The organism is Priestia megaterium (genome assembly GCF_009497655.1).
Lineage (GTDB): Bacteria > Bacillota > Bacilli > Bacillales > Bacillaceae_H > Priestia > Priestia zanthoxyli.
Window position 1 is genome coordinate 2,180,291 of the sequence record NZ_CP023317.1, and the last position, 20,241, is coordinate 2,200,531.

The 20,241-nt window shown below is 39.6% G+C and carries 17 protein-coding genes; 15 read left to right on the forward strand and 2 right to left on the reverse strand.

From position 1 onward, the window contains the following. The first annotated feature begins 81 nt into the window (after positions 1-81). From CEQ83_RS10955 to CEQ83_RS10980, 6 genes are all read left to right on the forward strand, one after another. On the forward strand, positions 82-306 hold the full coding sequence (locus CEQ83_RS10955) for a YczF family membrane protein (protein WP_028413440.1): 225 nt from the start codon (positions 82-84) through the stop codon (positions 304-306). A gap of 82 nt (positions 307-388) precedes the next feature. Next, positions 389-901 carry a GNAT family N-acetyltransferase gene (locus CEQ83_RS10960; protein ID WP_028413439.1) on the forward strand — a complete coding sequence of 171 codons (513 nt, stop codon included), beginning with the start codon at positions 389-391 and terminating at the stop codon, positions 899-901. A 188-nt stretch (positions 902-1,089) separates the two neighbouring features. Then, on the forward strand, positions 1,090-1,212 hold the full coding sequence (locus CEQ83_RS10965; protein ID WP_013056948.1) for a YjcZ family sporulation protein: 123 nt from the start codon (positions 1,090-1,092) through the stop codon (positions 1,210-1,212). Positions 1,213-1,422: 210 nt separating this feature from the next. Further along, positions 1,423-3,549, forward strand: coding sequence for a sensor histidine kinase (locus CEQ83_RS10970; protein ID WP_165573429.1), 2,127 nt, complete (start codon positions 1,423-1,425; stop codon positions 3,547-3,549). 5 nt (positions 3,550-3,554) lie between these two features. Then, positions 3,555-4,901, forward strand: a complete 1,347-nt coding sequence (locus CEQ83_RS10975) for a sigma-54-dependent transcriptional regulator (RefSeq protein ID WP_176521394.1) — start codon at positions 3,555-3,557, stop codon at positions 4,899-4,901. An 18-nt stretch (positions 4,902-4,919) separates the two neighbouring features. Continuing rightward, positions 4,920-5,855: an ABC transporter substrate-binding protein gene (locus CEQ83_RS10980; RefSeq protein WP_176521395.1), complete on the forward strand. Its 936-nt coding sequence runs from the start codon at positions 4,920-4,922 to the stop codon at positions 5,853-5,855. A gap of 65 nt (positions 5,856-5,920) precedes the next feature. Here CEQ83_RS10980 and CEQ83_RS10985 read toward each other — a convergent pair whose 3' ends face one another. Continuing rightward, entirely contained in the window at positions 5,921-6,172 is a 252-nt protein-coding gene (locus tag CEQ83_RS10985) for a hypothetical protein (protein ID WP_154988855.1), read from the reverse strand. Between the two features lie 201 nt (positions 6,173-6,373). Here CEQ83_RS10985 and CEQ83_RS10990 point away from each other — a divergent pair, with 201 nt between their 5' ends. The 7 genes from CEQ83_RS10990 to CEQ83_RS11020 all read left to right on the forward strand — a co-directional run bounded on the left by CEQ83_RS10990 (position 6,374) and on the right by CEQ83_RS11020 (position 15,878). Continuing rightward, positions 6,374-7,519 carry a mandelate racemase/muconate lactonizing enzyme family protein gene (locus tag CEQ83_RS10990; protein WP_033578916.1) on the forward strand — a complete coding sequence of 382 codons (1,146 nt, stop codon included), beginning with the start codon at positions 6,374-6,376 and terminating at the stop codon, positions 7,517-7,519. A 23-nt stretch (positions 7,520-7,542) separates the two neighbouring features. Further along, a complete protein-coding gene (aldA, locus tag CEQ83_RS10995) occupies positions 7,543-8,976 on the forward strand; it encodes an aldehyde dehydrogenase (RefSeq protein WP_028413433.1) in 1,434 nt (477 codons plus the stop codon). Between the two features lie 23 nt (positions 8,977-8,999). Next, positions 9,000-10,328: a lyase family protein gene (locus CEQ83_RS11000; protein ID WP_028413432.1), complete on the forward strand. Its 1,329-nt coding sequence runs from the start codon at positions 9,000-9,002 to the stop codon at positions 10,326-10,328. Continuing rightward, a complete protein-coding gene (locus CEQ83_RS11005) occupies positions 10,312-11,838 on the forward strand; it encodes an aldehyde dehydrogenase family protein (protein WP_028413431.1) in 1,527 nt (508 codons plus the stop codon). Before CEQ83_RS11000 ends, CEQ83_RS11005 begins: the two co-directional genes overlap by 17 nt. Positions 11,839-11,859: 21 nt before the next feature. Further along, positions 11,860-13,029, forward strand: a complete 1,170-nt coding sequence (locus CEQ83_RS11010) for a Zn-dependent alcohol dehydrogenase (RefSeq protein WP_223546581.1) — start codon at positions 11,860-11,862, stop codon at positions 13,027-13,029. A 29-nt stretch (positions 13,030-13,058) separates the two neighbouring features. Continuing rightward, on the forward strand, positions 13,059-14,246 hold the full coding sequence (locus CEQ83_RS11015) for an iron-containing alcohol dehydrogenase (RefSeq protein WP_028413429.1): 1,188 nt from the start codon (positions 13,059-13,061) through the stop codon (positions 14,244-14,246). Positions 14,247-14,312: 66 nt separating this feature from the next. Beyond that, positions 14,313-15,878 carry a BCCT family transporter gene (locus CEQ83_RS11020; RefSeq protein ID WP_034327768.1) on the forward strand — a complete coding sequence of 522 codons (1,566 nt, stop codon included), beginning with the start codon at positions 14,313-14,315 and terminating at the stop codon, positions 15,876-15,878. Between the two features lie 39 nt (positions 15,879-15,917). Here CEQ83_RS11020 and CEQ83_RS11025 read toward each other — a convergent pair whose 3' ends face one another. Further along, positions 15,918-16,856: a VanW family protein gene (locus CEQ83_RS11025; RefSeq protein WP_098112574.1), complete on the reverse strand. Its 939-nt coding sequence runs from the start codon at positions 16,854-16,856 to the stop codon at positions 15,918-15,920. Positions 16,857-17,034: 178 nt separating this feature from the next. Between CEQ83_RS11025 and CEQ83_RS11030 the strand changes: the two genes are divergently transcribed. Beyond that, positions 17,035-17,850 carry a hypothetical protein gene (locus CEQ83_RS11030; RefSeq protein ID WP_028413427.1) on the forward strand — a complete coding sequence of 272 codons (816 nt, stop codon included), beginning with the start codon at positions 17,035-17,037 and terminating at the stop codon, positions 17,848-17,850. Positions 17,851-18,037: 187 nt separating this feature from the next. Next, positions 18,038-20,215, forward strand: coding sequence for an FUSC family protein (locus CEQ83_RS11035; protein WP_098112575.1), 2,178 nt, complete (start codon positions 18,038-18,040; stop codon positions 20,213-20,215). The last annotated feature ends 26 nt before the right edge of the window (positions 20,216-20,241 follow it).

A 20,241-nucleotide genomic window follows, 5' to 3' on the forward strand; every position in this document is an offset into this window, starting at 1 on the left:
TAACAAAATATCTTTTGCATGACGGTAAATGAAAATGACGACCCTATGAGGTAAGTAACCATTAGGTAAGGAGTGAAAGGAATGAAAATTATTGGAGTTAGCCTGCTGCTATTTGGATCTGTGATTGCTCTTTCTGTAGGAATTGATCTTTTTCAAGGAGCGAACGTACTGCAGGCACTATACAATGCTTTAAGCCCGTTTCGTGTAATGGAAGTGGCCGAATTATTTGTCCTTTTTTCTCTTTTGTTTTTCTTTTTTGCAGAGTCGCTTTACCTTGTTTTAAAGAAGCGTCAACAAAAGCACTAGTAACTTGGTGCAAAGAGGTTTTTATCTCTTCGCTATCGAAACAAGCGTATAGAAAGATAGCTTTGAGATAGGGGAGAACCACATGAACATTGAGACTAGCAGACTACTAATACGCAAATTTAAATATGAAGATTGGCAAGATGTCTACACATATACTTCTGATGCTAATGTCATGAAATACATACCAGAAGGTGTTTTTAGTAAGGATGATGCGAAGAAATTTGTAAATGAAAATATGAAAGAAAACGTTAAAAATTTTCCAGTTTTATTAAAAAACGAAAAAATCCTAATTGGTCATATCGTCTTTTTCAACTATTTTGAGGACCATACTTATGAAATTGGCTGGGTATTTAATTCCCTCTATCATCAGAAAGGATATGCGTCAGAAGCGGCAAAAGCAATCGTGGACTATGGCTTTAATACAATGAAACTGCATCGGGTTATTGCTACTTGTCAACCTGAGAATATTTCTTCTTATCGTGTTATGGAGAAGATCGGGATGAGAAGAGAAGGGTATTTCAAAAAATGTATTCCAACTGAAAAAGGATGGTGGGATGAATATTATTACGCGATTTTAAAGGAAGAGTGGAAATGAGCTTTACTCTTAAGGAATTACATTTTACGAGTTGTAAAGATGAAAACAAGCCCAATTTTTAAAAAATGAGCAGGACAGCAAACCAAAACGTCTAGGCAGACATACAATAACCTATCCATGAGAAACACCCCATGTTTGAACCTTCTTTGTTTTAGCAACAGAAAATTACGTTGAAAGGGAGTGCTTGTATGTCTAATGCTGGATGTGGATTTGGTTCTGGTTTCGCTTTATTAGTTGTATTATTTATTCTATTAGTAATTATCGGATGTAGTTGTTATAGCGGTGGTTACGGTGGCGGCTACGGCTGCTAATTAGATCACTGAATAGCCTAAAGAAATTTCTTTAGGCTTTTTTGTGTTTTAAACGTCCGTTAGCTTTTAAGAGAATTACTTACCCATTAGCGGCTATGATGAACGGTTGAACAATTAAAAACCCTATTACGATCGATATCTGCTATACTTTTAATAAAGATAATAACGCTTACATTTATGAAGAAGCAAACAAAAAAGAGAGGGCATAAGGTGAACTTTCCTATTTCGAAAAGTATTACAACTAAATATCTTCTTTTATTTACGGTTATTTTAATTGTACCGGGCATCATCATTTATTACATCATTACGGGTTATGCAAGCAAAATTATTAAAGAAGATGTAAAGGTTCAAAACATTGCAAGTAAAGATATTATAGCTAAAAGGCTGAATTCAGAAATTGAGCATGTGGCTTCGCAGCTGCAGCTTATTGCAGGAGAGGGGCTAGAGTCAGATCTTAACATAAATAGAATGTATAACCGAGCTAAACAAGCAAATTCACAAAGTTCAGTTATTCATTCCATTTACTATATCAATGAACAAAAACGCGTAAAGTTTGAAACGCCTTTTGCTTCAAGTCAAAACAATTTAATTTATCATCACCCTAATTTTACCCAGGTGTATTGGACACATACGTACGCTTTATCGGATCTTATTCAAAATTATCGTCATCAAAAAGTAGTAACCATTTCTGTACCCGTTCTTACTAAGGATAAAGAATTTAAAGGAATTATTGTTGCAGAACTAAGCCGGGATTATTTATCAGAGGTGTTAAAAAGCGTCAGCCTGTCACGAGGACACTTCGGTTTTTTAGCAGATCGCAAAGGAAATGTCATCGCATCTACAAGCGATAAGCAGCTTAACAAGAAGTTTTCAGTAGACAAAATACCAAACGTTTCTGGCTATACTCAAATAAATCATAATGGACAAGAGAGTTTAGCAGCTTATCAAACGAACCAAGAAGGCTGGAACTTGGTTTATGGTGTACCGACTAACGTAGCCTTTTCTCCTTTACATAAATTATCTCTTTTACTGCGCGTTAGTTTTATTAGTATATTGCTGCTTGCTTTATTTTTTATATGGTTAGGCATCAAAAATATTTTACAGCCAATCGTAAAGCTTACAAGCTATGCAAAAACGTACCGGAATTCTCAAACGTTCGTGCCATTAAATAAAGAAGCGCCGGCAAGGGATGATGAGCTGAGTATATTGACACGTACAATTATTGAAATGGGAAATAGCAATTATGAAAAACAAAAAATGCTTGAGCAAAGTGAGAGATACCTTCACGATGTATTAGAAGGAATTCCTTATGGAATTATTACAATTGACCCGAGGAGTAAAATTACATACGTGAATCAGCAGTTTGAAAGAATGGTTGCTTTTCAGCGTCAGGACATGATTGGTGTTAACTTAGAAGATTTACCAATAAAATCGGAAAGCGTAGATTTTATTTTGCTTCACACATTGGCATCGGGAAAAGACATGGAAGAGGTAGAAAGCTATATTCTCGATTCAGACGGCAGAAAAAGAATTGTTAAAGTTACGACCTCTACTTTTTATACCGACACAAGTGAAGTGATGGGGATTATCGCGGTCATGCAAGATATTACCGAAATAAAGCAGTTACAGCTAAGACTGCAGCAAAGTGATAAGCTGGCGTCTATTGGGCAAATTACGGCAGGAATTGCCCACGAAATAAAGAATCCTCTAGCCATTTTATCAGGATCAGCTGAACTTTTGCTAGATGAAGCGGAAGAAAGCGCCTGCTCAGAAGAAGTAAAAGAGCTTGCTGCGGATGTATTCATCGTTGTAAACCGTCTCAAAGAGATTACAAATAATTTTCTTAATTTTGCAAACATGAGTCAAAAGAAAAAGAAGGAAGTGTCACTTGTACAAGTGTTAGAAGAAGTGTTTCATTTACTGCGTTTAAAGTGTAATGAAGCAAACATTAGCATTGTAAAAGACTTTGAGGAAAAATGTTTGATTGCAGGGGTCTATGATCAATTGATTCAAGTGTTTTTAAATATTGTCTTAAACGCAATGGAAGCAATGGATGAGGGCGGGTATATTATCGCTTCGATTCAAACGATGAATATGAACGAAGAATATGTGGTTGTTCGTATAGAAGATACGGGTTCAGGCATTAACAAGCAGGACTTAGAGTGGCTGTTTAATCCCTTTTACTCAACGAAAGAAACAGGTTCAGGACTAGGGTTAACGATTGCAAGAGATATTGTAAAAGAACATGGAGGAGAATTATTTATTGAAAGTATAGAAGGCAAAGGGACAACCATTACATGTCGTTTTCCCAAACAGAAAAATACAAAAGGAGGCTAAAAAACATGGAGAATAAGTGCAGTGTGTTAATGATTGATGATGAACAGAACCTTTGTAAGCTGGTAGCCAAAAAGCTTCAGAAATCTGGTTTTCATACGCACGCGGCATATACTGGAGGAAAAGGAATCGAAATGGCTAAAACGCTGGATATCGATGTGGTGATACTAGATTATATGCTTCCGGATATGACGGGGATCGATGTGTTAAAGAAGTTAAAAGAGGTAACGCAATCAAAAGTAATCATGCTTACTGCATACGGAAATGTTGAGAGCGCTGTGCAATCTATGAAAATAGGGGCTGCTGATTATTTGAATAAGCCTGTTGAACTTGAAGAACTAAAGAATATTATTGCTTCGCTATGTACGGACAAGCAACCGGATGCCGTGATGGAAAAAGGTAAAGACAAAGACTTTATTTCAAAAAGCTCAGAAATGAACAAGTTAGTGGAAATGGTAGAGTACGTAAAAGATACAGACGCTAGCATTTTAATTCTAGGTGAAAGCGGAGTAGGTAAAACCGCGATGGCTAAATGGATACATGAGCAGAGTCATAGAAAAAACAGTCCTTTTGTGGCTATCAACTGCGCAGCCATACCAGAAGCCCTTCTTGAAAGTGAACTGTTTGGCTATAGAAAAGGAGCGTTTACAGGGGCTGCTTCTTCTCAAAAAGGAAAGTTTTCTGCTGCGGACGGCGGTACAATCTTTTTAGATGAAATTGGAGAAATTTCGTTAAGCATGCAGGCAAAGCTATTGCATGTAATCGAAGAAAAAAAAGTAATGCAGCTCGGAAGCAACGAGTATGAATCCTTGGACGTCCGAATTATTTCAGCTACAAATAAACCGCTTCAACAGTTAGTAGAACAAAAGAAATTTCGGGAAGATTTATACTATCGATTAAATTTAATGGAGATCACCATTCCTCCTCTAAGGCACCGAAAAGAAGATATTGAGCCGCTCATTCATCACCACATTATAAAGTTAAATACAAAATACAATAAGACGCTTACTGTTTCAAACGCGGCACTTCAACAGCTAATTTCTTATGAGTGGCCGGGAAATATTCGTGAGCTGTTAAATGCGATTGAAAGAGTTCATATTTTAAAACGGTATGGGACAATTGAGCTCTCTGATTTAACATATCTTTTTAATAAGCAAGAGTCTCATTCATATAGGAATCAGCAGGTGAAAGCAAAACAAACAAACTTATCACATGCATTAGGTGAAGTAGAGGAAGAAATGATTAAAAACGCTCTTGAAGAAATGAAAGGCAATCAAACGAAAGCAGCTCAAAAACTAGGAATTGCTCGCCATACGTTAATTTATAAAATGAAAAAAATGGGTCTTAAATTTTAGAAAAAGGATATGAAAGAAATGACCTATCGTAAAATATTCAGCTTACTAGTACTGTGTTTTACAGTACTGGGAGCATGTCAGCAGCACAGTACTACCCCTCTTAGGGAAGAAAAGAAGTCTCTCGATTCTGTTAGTATTACAGTTGGGTCGAAATCTATGACAGAGCAATATCTACTAATGAAAATGACCGCGCTTCTATTAAAAGAACAAGGAGCTACTGTACACGAAAGGCGCTTTTTAGACAGCGATTCTATTCGAAAAGCAAGCTTGGCGGGCTATATTGATATGTACTGGGAATATACGAGTACGGCAAGGATTGTGCATCAAAACCAAGAGCCGGTTTATAATGAAAAAAAGTTGTATCAGCTGGTGAAAGAAACGGATGCGAAAAACCACTTAACGTGGCTGAACACTAGCCATTTTAACAGCAGCTGGGGGGTTTTAGTTAACCGTTCTTTTGCAAAGGAGCATCATTTAAACTCTGTTTCTGACTTGATTTCCTACATAAAAAAGCAAAATAAAGAAGTAAAGATAGCTACAAACAATGAATTTCTAAAAAGAAAAGACGGCTTGATGCAATTAGCTAATAACTATGAGTTAAAGTCCGTTTCAACTGAAATCATTGGAATCGATTCAGAAATTATTCCTTTGGCGGTGAAAGAAGGCAGAGTAGACGTAGGGATTGGAATGATATCTGATAGTCGAATTCAAGCATACGACCTTGTGTTACTAAAGGAAGATCAATCTCTTTTTCCGCCTTATTATGCGGCTCCTGTAGTAAAACAATCATTAGCAAGCCGTTATCCGTCTGTTGTTTCCACTTTAAATGAACTATCAAGTAAACTAACGAATAAAAAGATGGTAGAGCTGAATTACCAAGTTGATATTTTACACAAAGACGTATCAGATGTTGCCTATAAATTTTTACTGGAAAATCACTTGATTACTCGTTGATAGATATAATAAAAAAAGAGGCTGGGACAAAAGTAGTTGAGCCCAAGTAAAAAACGAACCATTCATCAACCTGTTTGATGAGTGGTTCGTTTTTTTTGTGATGGTGCATATCGTTTTATTTGTTTCGTTGCTTCTAGCAGTTGATTTGGAGGGCAAGGCGAAGACTCCTGCGGGAAAAGCGGAACAGGTGAGACCCCGCAGGAGCGAAAGCGACGAGGAGGCTCAGCGGCCGCCCGCGGAAAGCGAAGTCTTGCACGGAAATCAATTGCGGTGTCATAAGCAGTCCAGCTCATGTATCTCATTTGTTCGTCTTTCAATTGGATTTATTTCGTTATGTCTCAACCTCTTTTTTATTGTAGAGTGTAGAAAATTTCTACAGTTAATTGTGTGAATTTTCTACAATTTATTTTTTGTTTTCTATTAAGTATTGATTACATCAATCATTTAAACTTGGCACGCATCTTGCAATAGATATAAGTGAAAGTAAAAATGCTGAAATGTAAGGAGATTAGTATTCAATGAAAATTACGGGAATAGAGATCAAACATTATTTACTGCCTTTAAATCCGCCTTTTAAAGCAGCTTGGGACCCCGAGCCCCGCAAGAAGTTTGCTTCTACCGTTGTCTATGTACATACGGATGAAGGAATAACGGGAGTGGGATCAGGAGATTTAATGATGGGGCTTGAGGGACATGAACATTTGTTTATCGGTCAAGATCCTTTTGCCATTGAACGACATGCACAAGTGATACAAAATATAGATTTTCACTATGGAAGATGCTGGCCGCTTGATTTAGCTCTATGGGATTTGATGGGAAAAGCAACAAAACAGCCCGTCTATAAACTGCTTGGAGCCCGATCTAACAAGCTTCTCGCTTATGCTTCAACGGGAGAAATCGTGACTCCTGAAGAACGTGCGGAACGTGCGGTTCGATTTGTAGAGCAAGGGTTCAAAGCAATGAAAATTCGTTTTCATCACAAAGATGTAAAAGACGATATTCAAGTAGTGGAAGCGGTCAGAAAAGCAGTTGGCGACAAGCTAGAAATTATGGTTGACGCAAATCAAGGATGGAAAATGCCTTGGGACGTTGAACGGACGTGGGATTTAAAAATGGCCTATCAAGTAGCGAAAGAACTTGAAGAGCTGAAAGTTTTTTGGCTTGAAGAACCACTGCCTTCTCATCAGTTTGAACTGATGGCAAAACTTCGGGACTCAGTAGGTATTCGAATCGCAGGGGGAGAGATGAACCGTCATATGCATGACTTTAGAGAGTTGAACAAAGTAAATGCATTAGACGTCTATCAGCCGGATGTAGCATTGTCAGGAGGAATTACGCAAACGAAAAAAGTTGCGGATCTTGTTCAAGGAAGCGGCGCTTGGTTCAGCCCGCATACATGGACAAACGGCATTGGTTTACTGGCAAATTTACATCTAGCAGCGGCGGTCAGCCACTGTCCGTATTTAGAATTTCCTTATGATCCTCCGGCATGGTCTAACGAACGGAGAGATTATATTCAGCAAAAACCACTTATGATCGACAAAGATGGTTACTTAGTAGCTCCAGAACAGCCGGGTTTAGGTATCGATTTGGATGAAGAAGCTTTAAAGCAGTACGAAATTAATCATTTCTACGTGGGTGAAAAAAATACAGTTTCTATTTAACTGATATAAAGGGTGAACACAAAATGAAGAAATATAGTGCTTATATAAACGGAGAATTTGTTCAAAGCAGCAATCAAATGAATGTTACGTACCCAGGAACGGGTGAAGTCGTAGCCCAAGTCTCTTCCTGCAGTATAGAAGAAACAGAGCACGCTGTTTATTGCGCTAAACAAGCTTTTAAAGAGTGGAAGCTTCGTCCTTCATATGACCGGTCTGAACAAATTAAAAAATTTTTAACAAACATGAAAACAGAAGAACATATTGAACGCATTGGAACAGCTATTACACAGGAAATGGGAAAACCTTTAAATGCAGCGAAATCAGAGGTGTTTTACGGAGCGGAGCTTGGCGAATACCAAACTCAGTGGGCAAGACGCATTGAAGGTCACGTAGTAGACAGCGATAACGTAAAAGAAAAGATTATTTCTTATAAAGAGCCTCTTGGCGTAGTCGCGGTGATTGTACCTTGGAATTTTCCAATTTATGTTTTGATGAGAAAAATCGTGCCGGCGCTTGTCGCAGGTAATACGGTTGTAGTCAAGCCAAGCGTAAAATCTTCTTTATCTGCTTTAGCATTAGCGGAGTGCATTCATCAATCCGGCTTTCCAAAAGGTGTTATTAATATCGTAACAGGTATGGATGACATTGTAGGAGAAACGTTAACTTCATCTCCTGATGTGAACATGGTGACATTTACCGGAAGTACTAAAGTAGGCAAAGGCATTATGGAAAAATGCTCTCGTCATATGATCCGGACATCGCTTGAATTAGGCGGAAAAGCTCCTGCTATTGTAATGGAAGATGCCGATATTGATTTAGCGGTTGAAGCAATTAAGGGAGGCAGGTTAGCTAACTCCGGTCAAGTCTGCAATAATACTGAGCGTGTATACGTTCATAAAAGTGTAAAAGAAGCGTTTACTACTAAACTATTGAAAGCGTTTCAAAATGTAGAAGTGAAAGATGGTTTGGCTAATCCAGATGCAGAAATGAGCTGTCTGATTAACAAATCTGAAGCAAATCGCGTTCATCAAATGGTACTTGAGGCCGCAGAAGAAGGAGCCGCTATATTATGCGGAGGCTATTTGCTAGAGGAATTAGGTGACAGCTTTTATCCGCCAACGCTATTAGATCAGTGCACGCAACAAATGAACATCGTGCAAAAAGAAGTGTTTGGACCCGTTCTTCCAATTATCTCGTTTGAATCTCTTGAAGAAGCAATTGATCTAGCGAACGATTCTGAATACGGCTTAACCGCTAATGTATATACATCCAGCTATCGCTACGTAATGGAGCTGACTACGCAGCTAGAATGCGGTGAAGTATACGTGAACCGCCAGCAGGGCGAGGCGTATCAAGGCTATCACTCCGGATGGAAGCAGTCGGGAATCGGCGGAGACGATGGCAAGCATGGATTTGAAGAGTTTTTACAGGTAAAAACAGTTTATATGAAATTTTAATTTTAAAAAGCAGGTGAACACAGGTGGAGAAAACGCGTGTGGAAGAAGATAGTGTAGGAAAAGTTGAGCTCCCAGCAGAGGTTTTGTATGGCATTCAGACGGCCCGGACAATTGAAAATTTATCATTTTCTAATAAAAGATTGCATGAATATCCGGACTACGTGTATGCACTGTTAACCGTAAAAAAAGCAGCTGCCTTAACAAATGTAGAAGCTAGCGTAATTCCAAAAGACATTGGAGAATCCATATCAAATGCATGTGACCAATTGCAAAGCACTGCTTATCAACATCATTTTTTGATTGATGTGCTGCACGGCGGAGGCGGTATTGGGACGAATATGAATGTGAACGAAGTAATAGCAGGCTGGATAAACCAGCAGTGGCCACATCATCTTCCCGTTCATCCGATTGAACATGTAAATGCATCTCAATCAACTTCTGATGTTTGTCATACCGCTATTCGAATTGCGATTATTAAAAGCTATCATTTTTTAGAAAAAGAAATGGAGCATCTCCATTCTATTCTTCAAAAAAAGATTGAAGAGTTCCAGCCTGTGATGACAATCGCAAGGACTTGCTTGCAAGATGCGATGAGTATTTCGCTTAGTAATATATTCAGCGGATATGAAGCGGTTTTTTCACGGCGTACGCACTATTTAAAAAGAGCTGCAGAAGAACTGCACGCTGTTAATCTTGGAGGTACGGTTATTGGCTCTGGGACGGGAGCATCAGAAATATACCGAAGTAAAGTCGTTCAGCAGCTGTCTCGTCTATCTGGTATGGGGCTTTACCACCGCGCTAATTTATTTGATGCAGCACAAAATATTGATGATTTAGCTAATGTTTCGAACGAATTAAAACAGCTGGCTACATCTTTTATAAAATTTGCTAAAGATTTAAGACTGCTGTCTTCCGGACCAGAAGCTGGCTTTGGAGAAATTCAATTGCCGTCTGTTCAAGCAGGTTCCTCATTTTTTCCGGGCAAAGTCAACCCGGTTGTACCAGAAACGTTGATTCAATGCTGTTTTCAAGTGTTAGGGTGTGACAGAACCGTTCAAGCTGCCCTTGAACATGGAGAATTGAATTTAAATGTATTTGAAGGAGCTGCTGGAATTAATATTTTAGACAGCATTCAGTTTTTAACAAAAGCTGTAAGGAATTTTGCGACTTTTTGTGTGCAAGATTTATCAGCTAATTCAGAGCGCTGTCAGCAGCTTTCTCAATCGTTTATTCCATTGATTGTAGAAATGAAAGAAAAGCATGGCTACAGCCGCGTTGCAGATCGTTTAAAAAAGACAGGATATGAAGGACTCAAAAAATGGAGGGAACGTGAATATGACAAAACTAAATGAAAAAACCTTATTTAAAGGAATGGAACAACCTGCATTGGTATGGGCAAAAGAGTGGCTGAAAGAGCCTAAAAAACTATACATCAACGGCAAGTGGCAAGAGAGTTCAAGCGGCGAATTAATAGATTCTATTAACCCTGCAAACGGAGAAATTAATGGTCAAATTCAAAGTGCAGCAAAACAAGATATCGATGAAGCAGTAGCCTCAGCTAGACACGCGTTTGACCACGGTCCTTGGCCAAGCGTTACAAGAAAAGAACGCGCGCGAATCTTAAGAGAAATAAGCAGCTTAATTAAAAAACATCAGGCAGAGCTCGCCACATTAGAGTCTCTTGATAACGGCAAGCTTTATACAGAATCATACCATGATGATGTGCAAGAAGCGTCCGATTTATTTGAGTATTACGCTGGCTGGACGGATAAATATTACGGTGAAAATAATCCGGTGGAAGGAGATTTTGTGAGTTATACAACCCGCGATCCGATCGGTGTATGCGGTCAAATTGTACCATTTAACTTTCCAATCGATATGGCCGCATGGAAACTAGCGCCGGCTCTAGCAATGGGGAACACCGTTATTTTAAAGCCGTCTAGCACCACATCTTTTTCTGCGATTCGCTTGGTAGAAATCATCGATGAAGCAAACATCTTACCGCCAGGTGTTTTAAATTTAATTCTAGGAAAAGGATCGATTGGTTCTCATATCAGCCGTCATATGGGAGTTGATAAAGTATCTTTTACTGGAAGCACAGGAGTAGGCAAACAATTGGTTCACGATTCTGCTGACTCTAATTTAAAGCCTGTCACGCTTGAGCTTGGAGGGAAATCACCTAATATTATCTTTAGCGATGCACCGGATTTGAATGAAGCGATTGAACGTTCTTTTTACGGCTTGTTTACACATAAAGGAGAAAAATGCTCAGCGCCTACGCGCTTGTTAGTACAGCGTGACATTTATAAGCAAGTAGTTGATAAGCTAGCAGATTATGCAAATAGCTACAAGTGCGGCAACCCTTTTGATCCTGATTCAAATCAAGGAGCTCAAGTCTCTGAATCTCATATGCAGTCAATCTTGCACTATATCGAGAGTGGCATACGTGAAGGAGCTACGCTAGCAGCGGGCGGCGAGCGCGATATGAGCGGAGATAATAAGCACGGGTATTTTATCCGTCCTACTATTTTTGCAGATGTTGATAATAAGATGACTATTGCACAAGAAGAAATTTTTGGCCCTGTCCTGTGTGTGATTCCATTTGATACAGAAGATGAAGCGGTGCAAATTGCGAATGATACGATTTATGGTTTAGCAGCTGGACTCTGGACAAAAGATGTATCAAGAGCCAATCGTGTAGCAAAAAAGCTAGAAGCAGGCATGGTTTTTATCAATAAATACGGCTGCTATGATTTTGCTAGCCCGTTTGGAGGATGGAAACAAAGCGGATGGGGGAAAGAATATGCGATTCATTCTCTTCAATCTTACACAAAAGTAAAAGCAATATGGATGGCTTATTAAATTAAAAAGCTGGAGGAAAGTATGATGAAGATGAAAGCAGCGGTCATGACGGGCGTTAATGCGCCTCTTGAAATTTTAGCGGTGGATTTAGCAGCACCAAAAGCCAATGAAGTACTTGTGAAAATAGAAGCAACGGGCGTGTGTCATAGTGATTTAAATGCTTTGGAAGATCCTTCTACACCAACGCCTACTATTTTAGGACACGAAGGTGCAGGTATTGTAACGGCAGTCGGTTTGAATGTAAAAACGGTAAAAGTAGGAGATAAAGTAGCGCTTAGCTGGGTTCCTTACTGCGGCACGTGTGAGTTTTGTGTGACGGGGGCCGTACATCTGTGTGATTCAGCTTTTGGTCCGATGTTTAACGGAACGCTGTTAGACGGTACCTCTCGATTAAGCAAAGATGGAGAGCTGGTTTTTCACAACTCGCTGCTTTCCACTTTTGCTGAATATGCGGTGGTGCCGGAAATGTCTTGTATTAAGCTTCCTGATGAGATGCCGATGGCTCAAGCCTCTTTAATTGGATGCGGTGTAGCGACGGGGTACGGAGCAGCTGTAAACGCAGCCAAAGTTACGCCGGGTTCTACCGTAGCCGTCTTTGGCATCGGAGGAGTAGGCATTAACGCCATTCAAGGGGCTCGGATTGCAGGAGCGAGCAAAATTATTGCATGCGATGTAAAACCAGCTAATTTGGAACTTGCTAAAACATTCGGAGCTACTCATACGATAAATGTAGCTTCAGAAGAAGCAAGTGAAGCTTTAAAAGCTTTAACAGGAGGCCACGGCGTCCATTTCGCGATTGACTGCTCGGGTCATACAAAAGCTACTGAATCTGCTTGGAATGGAACGAGAAAAGGAGGCACGGTAGTTGTAGTAGGAGCCTTTAACCCATCCATGTCTATCAGTTTACCAGGCGGAGGGTTTCATCGTGTCGGCAAAATATTGAAAGGAAGCTTTTACGGAGACACGCAGCCGTTTCGTGATTTCCCTAAAATTGCTCAGCTTTATTTAGACGGAAAATTTATGTTAGACGAACTGATTCTTGGGCGCATGCAGCTTGACGATATTAACGAAGCTTTTCAATCATTTCACGATTGTAATTGTGTAAACGTAGGCCGGTCAGTAATCGAATTTCCATCAATTGCATCTCAAGATTCGTTAGAAAACGGAGATGAATTTGACATCGTTTCATAATGTAAATGAGCTAAGAAAGGGGAAAAACAATGAATTCAGTATTTGAATTTACAACAAAAACAAGCATAGCGTATGGAGTAGACCGAGCTTTGCAAATTGGAAAAGATGTTGAAGCAGTGAGCGGGGAAAAAAGAGCCGTGTTAGTGACGGATCCAGGGGTAATAAAAGTTGGTTTAGCAGACATTGCATTGAAAGCGCTTCAAAATAATGGTGTAGAAACGTTCGTTTTTCATGATGTGAAAAGTGATCCTACGGCCGCTTCAATAGATGCTGCTGCACAGCTTATTCGTGAACAACAGATAAAGTGCGTCATTGGTCTTGGAGGCGGTTCAGCTATGGACGTGGCTAAAATGGCTGCGCTAGTTGCAGGTGATCAGTATGAAACGATGCATTATGCTCTCATGGCGAACCCTTTTGCGAAAAAGAAAGTGAAAACGATTATGCTTCCCACTACTTCCGGTACAGGAGCAGAAGTCACGAGCACGGTTGTCTTCTCTACACATAATCAAGTCAAGGTGTGGGCGTGGGATCAAGATATGGCACCGGAACTAGCGATACTAGAACCGCGATTTACTACAAAACTGCCGGATTTCTTGACAGCTGCCACTACGTTAGATGCGCTTGTACATGCAATTGAAGCATGCACAGGCAAGCGTACGAACCCTTTTATTCAAGCGCTGAGCCTTCAAGCGATTTCATTAGTGAGTCAAAATTTAGAAACAGCTCTGCAACAACCTGAAAACTTAGAGGCAAGAGGAAACCTCGCGATAGCGGCAACGCTTGCAGGAATGGCAATCGAACAAGGAGGAACGGGGCTTGCACACTGCATAGGACACGCCTTGGGAACAGTCGGGAAAATCCATCACGGCCGTGCGGTTTCAATTGCCTTGCACGCTGTGTACGACTGGAATACTGAAGGTGCAGTGGAACTGTATGCAGACGTAGCAAGAGCTTTGGGAGTAAAAGAAACATTTTCAACGAAGGAAGAGCTTGCTTATGCAGGGGCAGAAGAATTTAAGCGTCTAGTGGCTGTAAGTGGATTAAACCTTGCGATTGGAGAGGGGCATGAACCGGCTGTGAACATCTCTGACTTTGTGGACGTGATGCTTTCAGTTGAAAATGAACCGATGAGAGTAAATAATGCACGTTTTGCCAGTGAAGATGATTTACAGCAGTTTGCACATGCAATTATGAGCGTAGGAGCGTCGAAAGTTTGATAGAAGCACATACCGTTTCCAAGAAGCGGTATGTACCATCTCATTAATTAGGCAGGAGGAAGCGTAATGAAAAAGATCAGACATGCTGTATTTTGGCCTCCATTTTTATTGTTAATTGGAGCTGCATTACTAAGTTTTACAAACCGTGAAACATTTACTACAGTTACAACTAATGCAAATAATTGGGTTATTTCCAATCTAGGCTGGCTGTTTAGCATTAGCGGGCTGCTGATGGTAATTGCATGCATTGGTGTTTATTTTTCACCGCTTGGCAATGTTAAAATAGGAGGACCTGATGCAAAACCCATTCTTAAATTTGGCAACTGGTTTGCGATTACCTTATGTACAACAATAGCTGCAGGCGTTACGTTTTGGGGGATTGTGGAACCGATTTACCATGTATCTGCACCTCCTGAATCGTTAGGAATTAAACCGAATTCTCCAGAAGCAGCCATTTTCTCTATGTCTTCTATGTATCTTCACTGGACCATTTCGCCATATGCAATTTATTGCGTACCTGCAATTGTATTTGCATTTGCTTATTACAATATGAAAAAACCGTTCAGTCTAGGGTCTACGCTAGCTCCGATTTTAGGGGATAAAATTAACGGGAAAACAGGAAAAGTAATTGATGCAGTATGTTTGTACACTCTTGCTCTTGGAATGGCCTCTTCTCTTGGAACGAGTGTTTTAAATTTAGCAGGAGGCGTTAATCATTTGAGCGGTATTGCCAGCAACCCTTTACTGTGGGCGATTATAACGGCTGCCGTTACCATTACCTTTATTTTATCCGCATCAAGCGGCTTAATGAAAGGAATTAGAATTTTATCAGATATTAATATGAAAGCATTCTATGGAATTGCCATCTTTATCTTTATTGTAGGACCAAGCTCTTATATTTTAAATTTAGGAACGGAATCGGCGGGTAATTATTTTACTCATTTTTTTGAAAAAAGTTTATTTACAGGAGCGGCAGCAGGTGATACGTGGCCGCAGTCATGGACTACTTTTTATTGGGCAAGCTGGTTTTCATGGGCCGCTATCACCGCATTATTTTTAGGAAGAATTGCATATGGATATAAAGTGAAAACGATGATTCTTGTTAACTTTATTTTACCAGCCTTTTTTGGAGGCGTATGGATGACGATATTTGGCGGAACATCGATTCATATGCAAATGACAGGAGGGGAACTCGCAGATATTATGGCACAAAACGGGCCTGAAGCCGTTTTGTATGCAGTATTTGCTGCTTTACCATTTGCGAAATTTGTTATTCCGTTCTACTTGTTTATCGTGTTCATTTCCTTCGTTACAGCCGCGGATTCTAACATGGAAGCGATGGGCGGAATCAGTTCATCGGGGATTTCTCCTCAAAGTCCGTCTCCGGGCATTATGATTAAAGTAGTATGGGGTGTGACCGTAAGTTTGGTAGGATGGGTAATGATTAGTTTTGCAAAGCTAGACGGAATTAAAATGTTAGCCAATCTAGGAGGAGTTCCTGCACTGTTTTTAGGTATAGGTGTTCTTATTGCGTTAGTCAAAATTGCTCAAAATCCAGCCAAATACGATCGAACTACAAAGGTAGATAAAAATGCTGCGATTAAAGAAGCGGATGAAACAAAAGCTGTATAAATAAAAGCAAGGAGAACTTACTCCTTGCTTTTTTATGTTTTAATCAGCAATGTCACTATGAACATGTGATTTAGGTTTTTTCTCTTTTGGCAAGGGTTCATTAGAAGACCAAGGCACGCGGCGAGGCTTATATTCAATCGCATCGGTAGAATAAACGGCTACGCTTACGACTCCGCCTTGCACCTGTGCTCGAATCAACAAAGGATCACTATACGTATTTTTAAAATGAAAGTCAGGTCCATACCAGCTGACGGTAGCGTCTCGCCCAGGAGGTACGTAGGAAACACTGCGGCTGTGGGAGTAGCGCTGCGTAATCGTGACGCCAGCGTTATCGACGGCGTTAAATAAAGTAGAAGAAACTTGGCAAATTCCTCCTCCAACTCCTTCAGAATACTCTCCTTTTACAATGATTGGGGCACGCATATACCCTTTTGCTGCCGTTCTTTTTCCAACGGTTTGATTAAAAGAGAAAACTTCCCCAGGAAATATGACGCTGCTGTCTAGTGATTCAGCTGCAAGAGAAATATTGTGAGAACGATTTTTATTATGGGGGTTAAATACCGTATGATAATGACCGATTTGCTTAATACGAATCGTTGCAAGCAGCTCCTTATCCACGCGAGGCGGAACAGGAAGCGTCGGGATTTCTAAGATTGACGTACCGCCGTTAAAAAAATAAGTATAAAATTTCTCCGCAAAATCTTTATGATATAGTTTGACACCCGCTTGCTCAGGAACAATTTGTCCGCTTTTATCAATGCGGGCATTTATGGGCTCTCTATATGTTTTTTTATCCAATTCTTTTAGAAGAAGATTGTATCGATCATAATCCACCATGGGTACAGGAAGAAGAGGTACTACCACTTTGTCCCGTTCAATCCGTTCAATTGGTTTACCGTCATGAGTAATAGAGAGGTGGTCTTGTGTAGAAAGAGGTTGAATAAGCATTAAAAGTCCAACCATCCAAGTGAAATTCATATCATATACCTCGCTTTCACCTGTTAGTATGAATAAAATGAACCGTTTAATGTATAGGATTCACAAGCTCTTTTTTGTATTATTTTCCATGAGACGAGCGTGTAAAAATTTCTATTTATAATTGTATGTGTACTTTCGCATATTACATAGAGAAACTACAAGGTAATGAGGGTAGACAATGATAAAATTAATGATTTTAGTCTTTATGCTTATTAGTTTTTTTGTGCATCCCCAAAAGATGAAAGCAGAAGAAAACCTTACGTACTTTCCGGTAAGCGACACAGGAAAAGTATTAAAGTGGAAACGTGTAGAAACCTTACTGCCAAAGGGAAAAAAATTTAAAGTAATCGATGTAGAAACCGGTTTTTACTTTTATGTGCAGCGAAGAGCAGGCTCACACCACGCAGATGTTCAGCCGCTTACACGTCAAGATACGAAAGTAATGAAGCACTTATATAATGGAAAATGGAGCTGGAACCGAAGAGCTGTTCTTATTCCATTTAAAGGAAAAATGCTTGCAGCTTCCATGAATGGAATGCCTCATGGAGCCGGTGCGCTTGACAATGGGTTCCCCGGTCATTTTTGCATTCATTTTGCAGGAAGTACGACTCACAAGTCCCAAAATGTAGATCCAGGTCATCAGTTAATGGTATTAAAAGCAGGAGGAAAGCTTGATGAATATGCATTAAAAGCTGAGCCGGCAGAAGTCGTCAATATGTTTTTAACCGGATTAAAGCAAGATGACGATGCCTTAATGCAGCCGGTTTTGCGCGTAAAGCAAGAGCATAAGCTATGGGCAAAGCTGCATAGTATCTCCACCATTTATTATAAAACGGACTTATTTCATGCAAAAAAGTATAAAACAAAAGAGAAAATCTCCGTAGATTGCCTTATTTATTACGAAAATAAAGGGGCTCACAAGACAACGATGGTTTTTACTTTAAAAAGAAATCCGTTAACAAACGGGTGGGAAATTTCTTCTCTTACACTGTAATGAACCATTATTTTTTAAAAACACATCTGACAGAAAACAGATGTGTTTTTAATCATTTGTTTAGCTCTTTAGCCGTTTGCAATGTTATAGTGAAAAACATACTTACATACGATAGAAAAGAATTAAAAAGGGTATAAGTAATAATATTACTCTTTCTACAAAGAACTTTACAGCACGAAAGGAGAGGGTGTTTATTTTTTCATATTGGTTTAGTCGCTTAGTCGCTGCAGATCCTGGACGAAAAAGGCTCAAAACAGCTTCTAAAGCTACAATCAGTGTCATTACAGCGGTCGTTATTATGCTGATTGTATTAAAAGCAGCGGGAAGCTCTCAAATTACCGCTGCTATTTTATCCGGCGTAATCGGCCTGATGGGTATATTGGTTGTAAATGATGAAACAACAAAAGCAAAAAAAGTGACAACCGTCTTAGTAGCACTTTCTAGCGCCGTTTCTCTTGGAATTGGCTCGTTTTTATCACGATATGGACAAGCAGAAAATGTTTTTCTCGTTCTATTGGTGTTTTTGTCTTTTTATTTACAGAAATTTGGTATTCGCTACTTCTCTCTGTCGATGGTAGCATTTATGTCGTTTTATTTTGCTTCTATTTTACACGTTACATTTTCTCAGCTGCCGTGGCTGTTAGCTGGCGTTATAGTAGGAGCCTGCTGTGCATTTATCTATAATTTTGTTATTTTTAAAGACCGGCCTTCCAACGTGCTAAGGTCTTCAATGAAATCCTTTCATATTCAAGTAAATTTGGTGCTTGATTTAATTATTGAGTTAATTCAAAAGAAACAAATTGAACCAGCTCAAATCAAACAGTATAACCGCAATATTAAAAAACTAGCGGAGTATGCCCGTGTAGCATCAGAAGAGCTTGGAAATACAGATCCTCACGACATATGGCCTGGCGTAACAGCTGAGCAAATGCGCCTTTATGTATTTGATACAGTGATGCTGCTGCAGACATATTCTCCGGCGATCCGAAAACTCAGTGAATTAAAGGCATTTAATCATTTTGATATTCAGCAGGTGCTGTTAAAGCTAGTGGAATCGATTCGCGAAGCAGAGGTATTAAATGAAAATCCTACTCATTCCTTAACGGATGCAGCTCAGCATTTGCAAGAGCTGCGCCAAAAATTAAGCGAACTCGAACCTCAAGACGAAAGGTATAAAGACTGGCTTTACTTAATACGCCGTATCGAAACGATATCAAATCATGTCATTGATGAAGCGTATGAGCTGCAGCAAGCAATTGTGAAACAAGAAAAACAGCCTCAAAAAGAAGCGGAAGAACAAGAAGACGAAGAGGATAATGATGAAGAAAAAGGATTAAAACCGTCTACGAAAAAGTCTATTCAAGCGGTCATCACTGCTGTTGCGACATTAATATTTGGCTCGTTTTTATCTCCATCGCATCAATATTGGGCGCTCTTAGCAGGCTATTTAGTGCTTCTCGGTACAGAAACGATAGGAAGTACGTTTGTAAAAGCCGTGCAGCGAAGCGTAGGCACGCTTTTAGGAGCAGCTGTCGGCTTTGTTGTTGCAAGCTACGTTTCCCCTGGAATACTTGAAGTAACGCTGCTTTTTATCTGTGTGTTTATGGCTTTTTATTTCTTTCCCATTACGTATTCGTTTATGAGTTTTTGGATTACGATGATGCTGGCCTTTATGTATGACATGCTTCTTGGCGGAATTTCAGAGAGTTTATTGCTGGCCCGCGTGTTAGATACGGTCGTAGGAGTTGGAATTGGCTTAGCCGTATCTGCTCTTGTGTTTCCTAAAAGAACAAGAGATAAAATAACCGACACTTCAGTAGAATACGTAGCGGCTTTAAAAGAATTTGTTCATACTTATTTACATCGTTTTACGAATCAGTACGCATTTGCCAATTTAGCTGATAAAGGAATGGAATTAGAAAAAAAGCTAAAACAGCTTCATGTCGATTCAGATCCTATTATCAAAGGTTTCGTTGGCCGTTCACGTCTTCAGCAATTTTTAACTGTTTTTACCGCTATTAATTATTACGCTAAGCATTTGGTGGCATCTTCTACTAGAAACGAAGCTTTTTATAAGGAAGCAGAATTTCATGGCGTAGTAAAGGAAGTGGAAGAGAAAGTGGCAAGCAACTTCACTCAGCTTGAAAAAGCATTACGAGGAGAAAGAGGAACGTATGTATACACGCTTGAAGATGTAAGACAAAAGATTGAACAATCTTTAGATTATTTTGATACGTCCGTTCAATCAAGAAACTTACAGCATCTGCAGCTGCTGCATAACATTTATTACGTATGGAAAATCAATCAATCGGTTGTTCACTTAGCCAAAGAGCTAGGAGCAGAAGAAATAAGCAATGAAGAATAAAAAACCAGCGAATACTTCGCTGGTTT